General features: G+C 38.4%; 11 protein-coding genes. 6 read left to right on the forward strand and 5 right to left on the reverse strand.

Going from position 1 to position 15,516, the window contains the following annotated elements:
* Nucleotides 1-76 precede the first annotated feature (76 nt).
* The 3 genes from D0T08_RS00780 (at nucleotide 77) to D0T08_RS00790 (ending at nucleotide 3,602) form a co-directional block, all read left to right on the forward strand.
* On the forward strand, nucleotides 77-820 hold the full coding sequence (locus D0T08_RS00780) for an RHS repeat domain-containing protein (RefSeq protein WP_116980662.1): 744 nt from the start codon (nucleotides 77-79) through the stop codon (nucleotides 818-820).
* Between the two features lie 155 nt (nucleotides 821-975).
* Entirely contained in the window at nucleotides 976-1,434 is a 459-nt protein-coding gene (locus tag D0T08_RS00785; RefSeq protein ID WP_116980663.1) for a YciI family protein, read from the forward strand.
* A 323-nt stretch (nucleotides 1,435-1,757) separates the two neighbouring features.
* The gene (locus D0T08_RS00790) at nucleotides 1,758-3,602 is read left to right on the forward strand and encodes a GEVED domain-containing protein (RefSeq protein WP_116980664.1); all 1,845 of its coding nucleotides are present in this window, start codon (nucleotides 1,758-1,760) and stop codon (nucleotides 3,600-3,602) included.
* Between the two features lie 8 nt (nucleotides 3,603-3,610).
* Here the strand turns inward: D0T08_RS00790 and D0T08_RS00795 are convergent, their stop codons facing one another.
* Nucleotides 3,611-3,976: a helix-turn-helix domain-containing protein gene (locus D0T08_RS00795; RefSeq protein ID WP_116980665.1), complete on the reverse strand. Its 366-nt coding sequence runs from the start codon at nucleotides 3,974-3,976 to the stop codon at nucleotides 3,611-3,613.
* A 119-nt stretch (nucleotides 3,977-4,095) separates the two neighbouring features.
* Between D0T08_RS00795 and D0T08_RS00800 the strand changes: the two genes are divergently transcribed.
* A complete protein-coding gene (locus D0T08_RS00800; RefSeq protein ID WP_116980666.1) occupies nucleotides 4,096-4,965 on the forward strand; it encodes an SDR family oxidoreductase in 870 nt (289 codons plus the stop codon).
* A gap of 195 nt (nucleotides 4,966-5,160) precedes the next feature.
* Here D0T08_RS00800 and D0T08_RS00805 read toward each other — a convergent pair whose 3' ends face one another.
* The 4 genes from D0T08_RS00805 to D0T08_RS00820 all read right to left on the reverse strand — a co-directional run bounded on the left by D0T08_RS00805 (nucleotide 5,161) and on the right by D0T08_RS00820 (nucleotide 14,191).
* Nucleotides 5,161-5,922, reverse strand: a complete 762-nt coding sequence (locus tag D0T08_RS00805) for a hypothetical protein (protein ID WP_116980667.1) — start codon at nucleotides 5,920-5,922, stop codon at nucleotides 5,161-5,163.
* Nucleotides 5,923-6,214: 292 nt separating this feature from the next.
* Nucleotides 6,215-10,135, reverse strand: a complete 3,921-nt coding sequence (locus D0T08_RS00810) for a M36 family metallopeptidase (protein ID WP_116980668.1) — start codon at nucleotides 10,133-10,135, stop codon at nucleotides 6,215-6,217.
* A 375-nt stretch (nucleotides 10,136-10,510) separates the two neighbouring features.
* Nucleotides 10,511-11,923: a 3-coathanger stack domain-containing protein gene (locus D0T08_RS00815; RefSeq protein WP_116980669.1), complete on the reverse strand. Its 1,413-nt coding sequence runs from the start codon at nucleotides 11,921-11,923 to the stop codon at nucleotides 10,511-10,513.
* 141 nt (nucleotides 11,924-12,064) lie between these two features.
* Nucleotides 12,065-14,191 (reverse strand): M36 family metallopeptidase, encoded by a 2,127-nt coding sequence (locus tag D0T08_RS00820; RefSeq protein WP_116980670.1) that lies wholly within the window; start codon nucleotides 14,189-14,191, stop codon nucleotides 12,065-12,067.
* A 382-nt stretch (nucleotides 14,192-14,573) separates the two neighbouring features.
* On the opposite strand from D0T08_RS00820, the gene D0T08_RS27405 reads away from it, so the two are divergent.
* Both D0T08_RS27405 and D0T08_RS00825 read left to right on the forward strand, forming a co-directional pair.
* A complete protein-coding gene (locus D0T08_RS27405; protein WP_147322676.1) occupies nucleotides 14,574-14,756 on the forward strand; it encodes a hypothetical protein in 183 nt (60 codons plus the stop codon).
* Nucleotides 14,757-15,084: 328 nt separating this feature from the next.
* Nucleotides 15,085-15,516 (forward strand): MarR family winged helix-turn-helix transcriptional regulator, encoded by a 432-nt coding sequence (locus D0T08_RS00825; RefSeq protein WP_116980671.1) that lies wholly within the window; start codon nucleotides 15,085-15,087, stop codon nucleotides 15,514-15,516.

Below are 15,516 nucleotides of genomic sequence, written 5' to 3' on the forward strand. Positions count from 1 at the left end.
CAAATTATGACTCGTTTCTTTCATTTTTTATTTATATTTGTCATGGCTCCATGTCATTATTACTAAATAACAAAAAATGAAAAAACTAGCAATTATCCTGCTCATTGCGCTCGGCTTAGGTTGCAAGAAAGAAGCGGCCGACCCGCAGACGCCCTCCTCCGGTAAAAAACTGGTCAGTATTACTGTTAATGGTAAAGTAAACCATTCGTTTCAGTATGATAAAAACTTACTAATAAAAGAAAACTACTTTGGTTTTTGTGAGACCAATCCTACTGATGAATTTAATTATGAGTACAAAAACGCAAAGCTAAGCGGCTTAAAAACTACGCTCCGCAGTATGTATTCAAGTTCCTCGGCCTCATGTGACCCCGCAGCAGGATTAAAAGGTGAAGAAATTTTCGAATATAATACTCAGGGAAAAATAGTAAAAGCTACCAGAAACAATGGCGGTTTCAGTTCTTTTAACACAACCACTGAATATGTATATAATGCCAAAGGTTTTGTTGAAAAACAAATAATACTTGGTGGTACAAATTCATTGGTAACTACCTTTGAATATGATGCTACGGGAAACTTAATTAAGCAGACAGATCCTGATGGCCAGGTTACTAACTACGAATATGATAATAAAATCAACCCTTATTATCTAATGAATCAACGACCAGCCTGGATAAGTCCTTTCAACAAAAGCCCTAACAATGTAATAAAAGCCTCTAATCGCTATATTTTTAAACGTACATTCAAATATGATGAAGAAGGTTACCCAACCGAAGTATCAGAAGATAACGGCTTTACTTATAAATATAATTATGAGAATTAACAGTCACCCGTAGAAATTCACAAAACAGCTTTTTACCCTTTTCATTTTTTTTATATCTGTTAACAATCTAGTTTACTAATTCACTCAATCGCTCAATAATTTATTAGGTTATACATAAGATTTTTTTAATATTTACTTCATAAAACCTATTGCTTATGTATAAATCTTTCCTACTCTTATTACTGGTTGTATGTGCTGCTACGGTACAAGCCCAAAACCCCAATCCAAAATTCAAACAAGCCTTAGCCGACTCGTTAGGTGCCGATGAATATGGCATGAAAATGTACTCACTGGTGATATTGAAAACCGGAACCAATACTACTACTGATAAAGCTGTTTTAGACAGTCTGTTCAGAGGCCATATGACGAATATGGGCAGAATGGAATCAATGGGGAAATTGATAGTAGCAGGGCCTATAGGTAAAAACGATAAAGCCTATCGCGGGATTTTCATTCTAAACGCTAAAACTCCGGAAGAAGCTAAAGTGCTTTTAGATACTGATCCTGCCATAAAAGCCAAAGTTTTAGAGGCCGATATCTTTCCGTGGTACGGCTCTGCGGCTCTTCCTTTGTACATGAAACATAATGATGAGGTGAAGAAGAAAGATTTTTGATGCTTCACAATTACTAGTTGTCTGTAACAATTTATTGGTTTTCTGAATCGCCTAGAATCATAGATTTTATTTTACCTAATTATTACTTTGGCTGATAGAATTCAGCTAAAGTGGCTAGCTATTTGAGCTTATGATAACTCACCAAATTATTCATACCATCTATTCAGAGAAACCTTTAAAGTACTCCTATTAAAACACAAATCCCTATCTCCTTTAAATAAATTTCTTACTCATTATTAGCAAAATTCTTTAAAGAATCTGAAATTTATTGTCAACATATAAGCACCCACGTAAGACCTATTATTTCAAAAGCTACTTCTTTTATGAAAACCCGCATTTTTACAGTCGTCACTATTCTTTTCTGTTTACTCTCTCTAACTGTATTTTCTCAAATCCAGTGTGGTACTGAGGAAATCAATAAGAACAATCCGGAACTGCAAAAGCAAATTCAGGAGAAAATCAAACGTATTGAGAAATCCGGAAATTTAGTTGACCCGAATACCGTATTCACTATTCCGGTGGTATTTATTGTATACAATAAAGGTGAGCTCGTGGGTGAGGGCTCTAATATTTCTACTGAAACTATTCTGCAGGAACTTAATACATTGAATGATGCATTCAGAGCAAAAAATGGCTTTAGCCCCTATAATGATATGAAAGTAGAGTTTGCTCTGGCCAATTGCGGCGACTTGAATAGTATCGTAAGAGTGAATGCCACAAGCGTACCTAATTATGTTGATAATGGTCTTGACTACAATGATTTAATAATGATGTTCCAGTTAAGAGCTTTACATAACTGGAATGACCGTGATAATTATATTACTATAGAGCTAGTTCATAAAATGAATGGCGCCGGAGGATTTGCCGGATATCTTGAAGGTTTTACTTTTATTGATGTGCGCTCATTTGGATTTGGTATTATGGCGCACGAGTTAGGGCACGTAATGAATCTGAAACATACCTTTGAAGGAGATGTTTTCGGAACGCAATGCCCTGTGAATGATAATCCTGATGCAGACGGTGACATGATCAGTGATACCCCGCCTCATAAAAGCTGGCAAACTTGTTTTAACACACCATCTACGTCTATTAATCCTTGTGATAGTCTTGAATATGGTGATATTTTCGAAAACTTTTTATCTTACAGTCAATATTGCTGGCATAAATTTACTCCGAGACAAATTTTACGCGCCAGAATCAGTGTGGAAGCCATCAAACCTAGCTGGTTTAATTCTCCTTATCTATCAGGTCAGACCAACCCTCCTACCGGGACTTCTAACCTTAAATGTAGTACAGGTACGCTTAGTTTATCAGCCAATGGCTGCTTAGGTACTTATAGTTGGTATAGCACCAATACAGGAGGTGACACCTTAGCCACAGGGAAAAATTTTACCACTCCGGTGATTGAAACCACGACTACCTACTATGTCGATTGCAAAGTAGCTACCTGTGCCGCCTCCGTCAGAGTACCCGTCCAGGCTATCATTACTCCAATTAATGAATGTTATTGTGACTCTTATGCCACCTATCTTGGCGATGAAGAAATACTAAAGGTTAATTTTGCCAATCTAAGCAGTTCTTCTACTTGTAGTACTACAGGTGGGCCAGGCTCTTTAAACAGAGCTTACTCAAATTATACCTTATCAACTCCGGTGGAAGTCCGTAAAAATAACTCGTATCCCTTTTCGGTCCAGATTGGCACCTGTGGTGGATTTTATAATAATATGACGAAGATTTTCATTGATTTTAATCAGGACAAAGATTTCAATGATGTCGGAGAAGAAGTATATGCATCATCTCTTTCTCAACAAGGGCCTCACATTGAAAGCGGTACAATCCTGATTCCGGCAAATGCTCTTTTAGGAATAACCCGTATGCGTGTTATTACTGTAGAAACTGGTAATATATCATCTATTACTCCATGCACCATTTATGGATTTGGAGAAACGGAAGATTATGCTGTCAATATTACGGTTTGTCCGAATGCTCTCAGCTATGAAAATATCAATCAGAATGCAGGTATATATGAGGCAACTACCAGTGTAAGCAGTAGAGCTAATATCAGCACCCCAACGGCTTATCTGGCAGGACAATTCGTTATCCTTTTACCGGGCTTTTCAGCGGGGCCTAATGAAGTATTTACAAGTGCTATTGGTGGCTGCAATTAATCATTACTTTAGCCCATAGTCGCTTTTCTATGATTCAAGCCCCAGTTTAGCATGCTATCTATTACATCTGATAGTCTTTGAGCCGATTCAGTTAATTCATACTCTACCAATACAGGTGTAGCATCATACACCATTCGTTTTACCATGCCATTGAGTTCAAGTTCTTTTAATTCTTTCGACAACATACGTGGGGTAATTTTCGGTATATTCCGCTGAATCTCCGTAAACCTCTTGATACCAAACATTAAAGAACCCAGAATAGGTAATTTCCATTTGCCTGTCAATACATTCAGCGTATCATTCAAAGCTAAAACAAACTGTTCAGGACATGATTTTGCATCGGCAAAATCCATTATTTTTTTTGATACTGTCATAATCGTATGTTTACTATACTTTTGTATAGTGCTATACAAAAGTATATCACTATATTTTATATAGCAAATGTATTTACTTTTGCGTCAATAATATATTTTCTAAATAAATTTTTTCTATCATGATTTTAATAACAGGCGCAACAGGGCATTTTGGTGCGGCAACTATAGATTTCTTATTAAAAAAAGGTACCCCTGCCAGAGAAATAGCAGCATTAGTAAGAGACGAGGCTAAAGCAGGCGATTTAAAAGCAAAAGGTATTACTATTCTTTCAGGTGATTATAATAATTATGAGTCTTTAGTAAAATCATTCAAAGGTGTTGACAAGTTGCTTTTTATATCAGGCAATGATATAGTAAATCGTGTGCAGCAACAAGATAACGTAGTAAAAGCAGCGAAAGAGGCAGGTGTTGGGCATGTAGTTTACACAAGTTTTGTACGCAAAAACGAAACTGAGACCTCCCCTATTTATATTGTGGCTAAGTCTCACTTATCAACTGAGAAAGCCCTTAGGGAAAGTGGTTTAACTTATACCATTCTCCGTAATAATATCTATACCGATTATATTCCAATGTTTATTGGACAGAATGTAACCGAAACTGGTATATTCTTTCCAGCTGGAGATTCTCCTGTAGCTTTCACGCTTCGTAACGATATGGCAGAGGCAGCCGCTAATATCCTGTCTAGTGACGGACATGAAAATAAAGACTATACTCTATCAAATACCGAGGCTGTTACTTTTCATGAAATAGCACAATTTATTAGCCAGGCAGCAGGTAAAGAAATAGGTTATGTAAGCCCTGATTCAGCAACATTTGTTGAAGTATTAACTAACGCAGGTCTTCCGGCAGAAATTATAGGTGTTTCAGCAGCTTTTGCTGAAGGCTTTAAACAAGGAGAATTTTCTTCTCCTGAAACCGATTTAGAAAAACTTCTAGGCAGAAAACCCGGTTCTGTGAAAGATTTTTTAGCTGGGGTTTATGGAGAATAATTGAGTGATTGAGCCTGGACGGCCCGTGATTTAGTGATTTAGTGATTTAGTGATTTAGTGATTTAGTGATTTAGTGATTTAGTGATTTAGTGATTTAGTGATTTAGTGATTTAGTGATTAATTTAATCATGAATAATCAATTCAAAGCAATTATTCGCTAATTCACCATTTGCTAATTCGCAATTAATCACTCAATTATCTTATCGTTAGCAACAATTCTTTTAAATAACTTATCGGAACCACGGCAGCTAGTTTCCCTCCGGTATCATCTGAAAGTGTTGCTGAAATAATTCCAACCATATAAGTAGCTCTTGAAAAGCTTCCTTTTCTTATGGTAATAAATACTCCCGATCCGCTACAACTCTGAATGCTGGGTCGGTCTAAATAAATATAATTAACTTTATCTGAATGAGTAATTAACTTGCTCGCTGTATTACACCAAAGGGCAATAGGAGAAAAGTAATGATTGAGAACGTACATAGGAAATCCGAAGAAAAGGGCTTCAGTGCCAATTGGGAAACTGATTTTCTGACTAGCCACCCAATCTAATTTAATTGATGAACTCAGAAAACGGTCTTTCTGAAAATCATTAAACGGGGCAATTTCGAGTATAGATATATCAGCTAAGGGATGATGAATCCAAGGGATTCCTGCAATACTACTTGTAAGAAAAATCAGGTCTTCTTCTATAGCCGAACTATCCGGAACCATAAATACAATCTTAGCGGTACTACTCATTTGTTCTGCAATATGGCGTGCTGTTATCAGTAGATATTTGTTATGATAGCTCACAATATTTCCTGTACCCCGACTCTCATTCTGACCGTTTTTTCGTTCATATAACATCACCACTGCATTCGCCAAATCACTTACACCCATATTTTTTGGATTATCTTGTGCTATAAGTACACAAGTATTCAGCAGAATAATAAGAGTAATACAAAGATTTGTCTTCATCAGACTATTATATTAACATAATAGGTAGTTTGGCAAGGTATAAATACCTCTAAACAAATTTAATGATAATAACTCTTAAATAGAAGAAATATGCTTAATCATTATTGAATGGTCAATAAGAGGGCATGAAAACATCAGTTCTGTCAAAAAGTATTGCTTTATGGGTAGCCATCCCCATAATTATTATTTATTTGCTAAAAGAGATAAATAAACACCAGATAACATGACCTTCTTCTTAGAAAACCATGCTATCTGGTGTATTTAACTAGAGCATAATACTCCAAATCTCAGTTTAAGGGCAATTCTCTATCTTAGCTTGAAATACTTTACTTCCTCCCGCCTGAAAACCCGGATTCAGTAATATATGCTTACCCGCATAATAATTTACTCCTGATGCTACATTTGCCGTACTGGTTATGCTCTGTGAAGCACGATAATTCCCTGCCGGTTGGTTACCTGACATTGTGAGATTGGCATTAATAACTGCCTGTACCGGAGCTCTGCTAGCAGAAGTACAACCATTAACCGTGCAACTTACATAATAAGTTGTAGTTGTCGAAATACTAGGTGTTGTGTAAGTACCGCCTGTGCCAACTGAGGTTCCTCCTGTCGACACAGTATACCAGTTAACAGAGCCGCCTGCACAACCACTCGCCGTAAGTGTTACTGTTCCTGGGCCGCACCGACTTGCACCTGTTGGCGTTGGCAGACCCGGTGTCGGGTTAACAGTAGCCGTTACAGTTGCTCTGGTAGAGGTACATCCGCTTATAATACAACTCACATAATAAGTTGTTGAACTTGATATACTAGGAGTGGTATAGGTTGTGCCTGTAGCTAATATAGCAGTACCAGTTGCGCTTGCATACCAGTTGATAGTACCACCTGCACAACCTGTAGCTGTTAATGTTACCGTTCCGGTACCACATCTGCTGTTGCCTGTTGGTGATGGTGGGGTGGCATTAGCTCTTGTAATGGTCGCAATGCCAGAATAAACCTGTGCACAAACCCCGTTTTTCACAACAGCTCTGAACTTGGTTGTTTGTGTTAAGTTTGAGTAAGGTAAAGTAGTAGTAGTATTGTTAATATTTACAATGTTGCTTGCAAAATTATCTGTAGACGATTCCCACCTCAGTATAGCCCCCGTATGCCCACTCAAAGTAAGAGTACCTGAATTGGTATTTGAACAAGCCGTTGTACTTCCTGCAACGCTTCCTCCTATCGACGTTTCATTGACAATAAAGCTGGTTTGCGCACGGCAGACACTCTGTTGAGAGGTACTCAGGAAATAATTATAAGTACCTGCTGTTGCAGTATTTGGCAGACCCGAGCCAAAGGTTCCTACAGGATTAAAAACAGAACCCGTCCATATAGCAGTTGGACTCGAAGGAGCAGTATACCAACCTATATTTCTGAATAGATTGGTTGAGGTTTCTACTGTATAACTACCTGTTGCACCACTGGTATAAGTAGAAACTACCAGTACATACGTAGTTCCGGCAGTAAAATTATAGGTGAGTTTAGAACCCCAGGCTAAAGTAGAATTATAGCCATCATCATCTCCTTTTAAAAAATTAGTAGACGGAGAATTCGGGTTAAAGGTACCTTGATATAGGGTTAGATAAGTATCGTATTTATCTGGGCTAAGGTTTGTAGCAGGACCTGTATGAATATCAAATGTACCGCTGACGTCAGCCACAAAGGTATGTGCGCCATAATAGACATAGAGATTTGATGGCGTATAAGTAGTAGTATTATCTCCGCTTCCTCTCATATAGTATGGATGACTTGTGGTCAATGTGCCACTTAAGCTACTTGAATTAGGAATATTGGTAACCGATAGGCCTTCCCCATTAGGTACATTTCCATTTTTACAAATATTATAAGTGCCCACCAATGGTACAGGCGAAGGGTTTATAATTACCCTTACCGGTTGTAGTACAACAGTACCACAGACATTTGGAGTTAAATTGAAAAGATAAGTAACTATAATCGGATTACTGGTAGTATTGATTAAAGTCTCGTTAATGTTAGCAGTATTGCCACTTGAAGCTGGATTACTGATACCTGCCACTGCCGCGCGCGTCCAGTTGAAAGTAGTAGTACCGGCTGCAGCCGTAGTAGCTGTATAAATAAAAGGACTACGAGAGCAGGCTGAATAAAGTCGTGGAGAAGATAATTGTCTGTCTGTATAAGGAGTAAAATCTTCATATACATAACGGTCATTGGAAGAAGCTCCGGTAGAAGCATAAAGACCCAAACCACGACGGGCAAACGCCTTCCAGATAGAACATCTGTAACGTTTGTTAAACAAGGCAGAATCTGCTTTCAGAATAGCGTCGCGGGCATCTACAAAACTTGGGCTACAAGGTTGTAATCTCAGACCTTCATTTACCAATTTAAGTGCAGCGATGTTGCCTCTCATATTTGTTACTACAGCAGGCGTTGTATAGATATTATTAACGATCTGGGCATCCTGCATAATGATTTCCCATGTCATATCCCAAAGCATGGCAGCCCAAATAGAACCGATACCATGTGGCTGTGCCATAGTAGCTACTTTGCCATAAGTTATACCGGGATTTACATTGGCCATATCATACGAATACTTGAAGGTTCGAATCCCAATATCGGTTGTTGTTTGTGCGAGAGAGTATGTTCCGATACCTTTGGCTAAATTGGCACTGGCCAAATTAGGCGACAATGAAGCCCAGTTAGTGGTGAGCATCAATGCCAGATAATCACTCCAGCCCTCACCACCTTGTTCAACGTTTTGAAGACAGCTGGAATTGGCCGGGCCACCTGTTAACCGGGTCGACCAACCATGCCCATATTCATGAGTAATAACACCATTGTCAAAATCAGAATCAGGTTGATACTGCGGATTTCCCCCGTTAGACCACAAATACATCTGCATTCGTCCGTTTACTCCATCAACTTCGGGCCTGAAGTTCGCGTTACTTGTACCCGAGCCATCCTGTGCATCTGCATAAACATAATCACTGCCTAATCCGCCTCTGCTCATATTAGTTTCCTGATAGTTACCACTTGGCTCATCAAATCCGTATTTCCAGAGTACATCATGAATCAGGTTATTCCAGTAAAAAAGGTTAGTAATAGCTGCGTTACGGTTTGCAGCTGCAGTTCCTGTAGACTGCGTATAAGAATAATTAAAATCTAAAGTAGGCGAAACCGGATTACTCCCGATTGTTCCTTCATTATCATTTGCTATATCGTCTTTAGCCCATACATTGTTTCCTTGTGTATTCGTAAAGTTTGTTGTACCATCATTATGCCATCCATTAGTAGCGCCAGGACCCGTGCCGGCAGGCACAAATTTAGTGTAAGGGTTAGTAACAATTGTTCGGGCTCCATGATTCGGGCTTTCAAGCGGATAATCAAATACATTATAACTATTAGCAGCTAGTGGTTGTAGAAAACTTATGTTTTCTCTTGCCTTATTTATTGGTTCATGCATAATACCATGATCATGGTCATGCGTGTGTTCAGGTATTCCAAAGTTGCAATGAATCACCATATCTTTCGTATCAAGAATATCGCCGGTCATGGCATCTACCTGTACACTCCATTTATTTTTGAAATCTTTGGTAGATATCTGTACATTCCAGACAAGATTTACCTGAGCTGCCTTGCTTTTAGCTGAAATTGAATCTTTGGGAAGCCAGTAGAGCTTCACATAAATGTTCTCGTTTGACAAATCGCTATTCTTATAAACCGCTTTTTCAATCTGTCCGTTAGGCAACCTGTTAATACTTACTTCCTGTGTATTAGCTGCATTGCCGGGTAAGTTTAAACTTGTAGCTGCTTTGCTGACAGCATCAAGTGGCGTCAGCGGAATCAGCGTAAAGGCAGGTACTTTCAAAGCAATATCACGCACAAAGGTATTTCCTACATTCATCACATTGTCATTTGCCAATGTCACGTTCAGTATACCGTTATACACTTCAATTGATTGGTGTTTCTGAACAAAATAGATATGATACCAACCTGTTGAAGGTGAAAGGTACTCGCTGGAGATACCGATTTCGCTAATATCATTATTCGATAAATGATAATGTGCCGCATTAGCATTCAGATACGTTTTCGCTTTTTCTACTTCCTTCTGGGCTATAGCTCCAAACGATAGGCCAAGCACCATCAACAGCAGATAGCATCTCTGAAACCTTATGTTACTAAAAAATAAATGTTTAAGCATAGGAATTCAATTAAGTGAGTAACTTATTTAAACTGGGAATCAACTTATAATAAAACCTGTGGATTTAAATACCTCAATCAAGATCTGAAATTTATAAAAGAGGAAAGCAATTAATTCTCAAAGACAGTGCGGATACTTATCAGGCGGTAGCATTCAGTTCTCAGGCATGTTTTATAATAATTAATGACGTATAGTCAATTGAGTAAAATTCTCATCTATTTACAGCGAAAACCTCAGAAAACCTACAATTATTTACTAAACGGTCAGTAGAATTTAATTTTTAATGTAGAAGGCATGACAAATTGATTGTGCCTGAGATAGTCAGACACAATTCATTAATAGTATAAATAATGTAATACGTTATTCTGACTATCCCTATGGACAGTCTTCTATCTTAGCCAAAAATACCTCACTTGCTCCGGCCTGAAAGCCCGGGTTGAGCAAAATAGATTTTGCTGCAAAATAATTCACTCCTGTAGCTACGTTGGCCGTGCTTGTAATCGATTGCGATGCCCGGTAATCTCCTGCAGCCTGATTGCCACTCATTATTGGATTTACGTAAATAATTGCCTGCACGGCGGCTCTGGCAGACGTACAACTTCCGATTGTACATGCCACATAATAGGTAGTATTATTTGAGATAACCGGTGTTGTGTAAGTCGTTCCTGTAGCTAAAGAAATACCACCATTTACGCCTGCATACCAGTTAATAGTGCCTCCTGCACAACCTGTAGCCGTAAGAGTTACTGTACCAGTGCCACAGCGGCTATTCCCAACAGGTGTTGGCGCGCTGGCAGTAACTACTACAGTAATGGTAGCTAAAGCCGAGTAAACCTGTGTACAATTGCCATTTTTCACTACTGCTCTATATTTAGTTGTCTGTGCCAGGTTAGAGAATGATAAAGTAGTGGTTGTATTAGCAATAGGTACAATATTACCTACAAAATTATCGGTAGAAGATTCCCATCTTACAATCGAACCTGTATGCCCGCTTAGTGCGAGCGTACCAGTATTAGTTGGTGTACAAACCGAAGTACTCCCTGCAATATTGCCTCCAACAGATGTTGCATTGATAATAAAGCGGGTCTGAGCACGGCAACTATTTTGCTGAGAAGTGTTCAAATAAAAATTATATGTTCCGGGTGTTGAAGTATTGGGCATACCTGAACCAGATATGCCAACCGGGTTAAAAATATTGGTAGTGGCCAATGCATTACCCCCTGAGCTATTAGCATACCAGCCTATGTTTTTGAACAGATTGGTTGAAGCTTCTACGGTATAATTACCTGTTACATCATTACCATAAGGAGAAACTACTAATACATAAGTAGAACCTGCGGTGAAATTATATGTAATTTTTGAGCTATATTGAAAAACAGCGTCATAACTGTCATCATCTCCTACTAAAAAATTGGTAGCAGGAGAGTTAGGGTCAAAAGAACCCTGATAAAGCGTAAAATAGGTATCATAACTGTCAGGACTAGAAAGCAAGGTTGAAGGATGGGTATGAATATCAAATGTACCACTTGAAGCGGCTACAAATGTATGAGCGCCAAAATACACCCCAGTGCCAACCGTTGAAGGATTATAAGCAGTCTGGTTGTCGCCTTGCCCTCTTCTGTAAACAGGAGAATTTGAAGATAGTGTTCCGCTTAAAATATTTGAGTCAGCGATATTAGTAACTGAGAGTCCTTCTCCAGCCGGAACTACTCCATCCTTACAAAGAGCATAAGTCCCAACTAGCGGAGTAGGTGACGGATTTACTACTACTTTTACCGTTTGCCACACAGTAGAGCCACAGGCATTTGGTGTTAAATTAAAAAGATAAGTAACGGTAATTGGATAAGAGGTAGTATTAATCAGTGTCTCATTTATAGTAGCTGTCTTCCCGCTTGATGCCGTATTGCTGATTCCTGCAACTGCTACACGTCACCAGCTATAAGTAGTTGTACCTTCTGCTGCCGTTGTAGCTGTGTAAGTAAAAGCGTTTCCTGAGCATGCCGTCAGATTCTTTGCTGAAGATAAAGTTCTATCAGTACCGATAGTAAAATCTTCAAATACTATACGGTCGTTAGAACTAACACCGGTAGAGGCATTAAAGCCCAGACCACGACGAGCAAAGGCTTTCCAGATAGCGCATCTGTATCTTTGATTAAACAAGAGTGAATCTGCTTTCAGAATAGCATTACGTGCATCTATAAAACTTGGGCTACAAGGCTGCAATCTTAAGCCTTCGTTTACTAGTTTAAGTGCAGCTATATTTCCCCTCATATCTGTAATACTTGCAGGAATGGTGTAGATATTATTGACAATCTGTCCGTCTTGCAAAATAATTTCCCAGGTCATATCCCAAAGCATAGTAGCCCAGATAGAGCCTATACCATGAGGGATAGTATAGGAAGCTACTTTACCATAAGTAACCTCATTATTTACATTTGCCTTATCATAAGAATAAGGAAATGGCCTGGCACCAGGGCCCGTAGTAGGCTTACCCAGTACATAAGTGCTCGTAACTCTGGATATATTTGCGCTGGCAACTGATGCAGACAATGCTGACCAGTCTGTTGTCAACATCAATGCCAGGTAATCACTCCATCCTTCTCCTCCCTGCTCTGCATTTTCTAAACAGGTTACGTTATTCCTGCCACCTGTTAATCGGTTTGACCAGCCATGCCCGTATTCATGTGCAATTATGCCATTGTCAAAATCTGAGTCAGGTGTATAAGCAGGGTTACCGGAATCACCGAATAGAAACATCTGCATACGGGGGTTTTGTCCATCAATTGGGGTACGGAAATTGGCATTATTTGTACCGGAGCCATCTTGTGCGTCGGCATAAACAAAATCGTTTCCTCCACCTCCTCTACCCAGATTAGCTTTCTGAAAGTTACCACTTGGTTCGTCGAGTCCGTACTTATATAATACATCATGAATCAGGTTATTCCAGTAAAACAGATTAGTAATAGCAGCATCGAGATTGGCCGCAGCAGTTCCGGTTGCCTGGGTATACGGATAATTAAATTCTAAGGTAGCAGATGATGGGCTACTACCGGCTGTGGTTTCGTTGTCGTTTGCTATATCGTCTTTAGCCCAGACATTATTCCCACGTGTATTTGTATAATTTGCTGTACTATCATTATGCCAGCCATTAGTGGCTCCCGGCCCTGTACCATTAGAGACAAATTTAGTATAAGGATTTGCTACTATGGTTCGGGTACCATGATTGGGGCTTTCGAGCGGATAATCAAATACATTATAACTATTGGCAGCAAACGGCTGTAAAATACTGGTATTTTCTCTTACCGGATTTGACTTTTTATGCGTTAAACCTGATTCATGTGTATGTCCAGGAACTCCGAAATGGCAATGAATTACCAAATCTTTTGTATCGATGATATCACCTGTTAGGGCATCAACCTGAACACTCCAGCTATTTTTATAATCTTTAGTATAAATCTGCACATTCCAGACCAGACTTACCTTTGATACTTTTTTTCTCCCCGCTATTGTATCATAAGGAAGCCAGTACAGCTTTACAGGAATACTCTCTTTAGATAAATCAGCATTGGCATAAACTCCTTTTTCTATTTGCCCGTTAGCTAATCTGTTTGTACTTACCTCTACCGAGTTTGCAGCATTGCCGGGAAGTTTCAGGCTTGTAGCCGCCCGGCTTATTGCATTGAGAGGCGAAACAGGTATGATTGTAATTACAGGCACTTTTAAGGCAATATCAGTTACAAAATTATTCGCTACGTGCTCCACATTTTCCTTTACAATCAAAGTGTTCAGAATACCATTGTATACTTCAATAGATTGATGCTTTTGAACAAAATACCCATGATACCACCCTGTGGTAGGTGAGACGTAATCGCTCGAAATAACCATTTCATCAATATCTTTATTTGATAGATGATATTGTGTAGCATGAGTTTTGAGATAAGTTTTTACTTTCTCCACTTCTTTTTGAGCATGTCCTGTCAATGATAGAGTAATAGTTAGACAAAGCAGATAAAATCTTTGAAACTTATGGACATTAAAAAATAAATTTTTAGGCATAGGAGTAGAATTTAGTGAGTAATAAAGATTACTTAGTATTATTTATTGATTCACAATAAATAATACACAGTGGATTTAAACGGCGACTTTACCTTTAAAATCGATATTGAAGAAAAACGGAAATTCAGCTAAGAGAATTTTTATTGGAACAAGAAGACTTATTTACAGGGTTGAAGCGATGGGCTTTAATACAGTTTTTCAGGTTTAGTGTGAGGTTATTCATGACTTATAATTATGTGGGTGAAATTTGTGTGAATTTTACGACAAAATTCCCAAAAAACCTAGCTTAATTTACTTATTAATGGGAGAAAATAAATTATAAAAAAATCAAGAAATAAATTCTACAAAATCAAGTGTAAAAACCGCAGTTACGCAGCGCGTAATGAGCGGACGCCGCGCGGGATTTTTTCACGCAGCGTTTGTAAAATTTATGAGTGAATTTTATAAGTTATTTTTTGAGCATTACTTAATAGTTGTTGAAGAGCTGTTTCCAATGCCCGGGGCAGATGGCATGGATAAAGGCATAAGTAAATTGTTTGCTATGGAAATAGTTTCCGGAGAGTAAAGGAATTGTTTACTTACCATTACTTTTCTGTTCCACTACCCTATGCTTCCTGTCAAATGTTATTTCCCCTTGTTCTTATATCCTTTAAATACAACTTTAATCACATTTTAATAAACTACGCTTCTACCTATTTAGTTTTGTCTATAACTACCTGAATTTAAGATACATACAAAATTAAAATTCTTTAATAACTACGTTTAAATTCTCAGCTTCTCCTCCATAAAAAACTAAACAATCCTGAAATAATTATATTAACATTTACACTCGTTCAAACATTATTTGTTTAAACAAATATAGAATATACATTTGTGCAACATTTCAGAAAAACATGGGTAAACAATATAAAAATCAATATCACGAGCTAATAGCTAACCTGCACATAACAGATGGCTATATCTTTAATTATTTCGATCAGAAGCTTGCTCCTTTCAAATTGTCGGTTCAGCAATATTCTGTGTTGCGCCAGTTACAGGAGGTCTTTCCGGGAAGCCTGAATGCAGGAGAGCTTAAAAACAAAATGCACGAATTGAATTCGGATATGACACGCCTGACAGACCGACTCATCAGCAAAAACCTGATTGTTCGCGAAGTAGACCCTGAAAATCGCCGTCGGGTAAAGCTCCGCCTGACAGAAGAATCGAATGAATTTGTAAAAAAGGTAGCCGTTGAATTTCAGAATTTCGAATCAATTGTCAGTCACCTGAATGACGAAGAGGTAAAAACATTAAACACACTTTTGACCAAAATAAGAAACAAATAA

Origin of the sequence: Emticicia sp. C21 (assembly GCF_003418935.1) — a bacterium.
GTDB lineage: Bacteria > Bacteroidota > Bacteroidia > Cytophagales > Spirosomataceae > Emticicia.

Bases quoted from the DNA above. Each gene is read 5' to 3' on its own strand.
- D0T08_RS00780 (WP_116980662.1), top strand. From the start codon at position 77: ATGAAAAAACTAGCAATTATCCTGCTCATTGCGCTCGGCTTAGGTTGC.
- D0T08_RS00785 (WP_116980663.1), top strand. From the start codon at position 976: ATGTATAAATCTTTCCTACTCTTATTACTGGTTGTATGTGCTGCTACG.
- D0T08_RS00790 (WP_116980664.1), top strand. From the start codon at position 1,758: ATGAAAACCCGCATTTTTACAGTCGTCACTATTCTTTTCTGTTTACTC.
- D0T08_RS00795 (WP_116980665.1), bottom strand. From the start codon at position 3,976: ATGACAGTATCAAAAAAAATAATGGATTTTGCCGATGCAAAATCATGT.
- D0T08_RS00800 (WP_116980666.1), top strand. From the start codon at position 4,096: ATGATTTTAATAACAGGCGCAACAGGGCATTTTGGTGCGGCAACTATA.
- D0T08_RS00805 (WP_116980667.1), bottom strand. From the start codon at position 5,922: ATGAAGACAAATCTTTGTATTACTCTTATTATTCTGCTGAATACTTGT.
- D0T08_RS00810 (WP_116980668.1), bottom strand. From the start codon at position 10,135: ATGCTTAAACATTTATTTTTTAGTAACATAAGGTTTCAGAGATGCTAT.
- D0T08_RS00820 (WP_116980670.1), bottom strand. From the start codon at position 14,191: ATGCCTAAAAATTTATTTTTTAATGTCCATAAGTTTCAAAGATTTTAT.
- D0T08_RS27405 (WP_147322676.1), top strand. From the start codon at position 14,574: ATGAGCGGACGCCGCGCGGGATTTTTTCACGCAGCGTTTGTAAAATTT.
- D0T08_RS00825 (WP_116980671.1), top strand. From the start codon at position 15,085: ATGGGTAAACAATATAAAAATCAATATCACGAGCTAATAGCTAACCTG.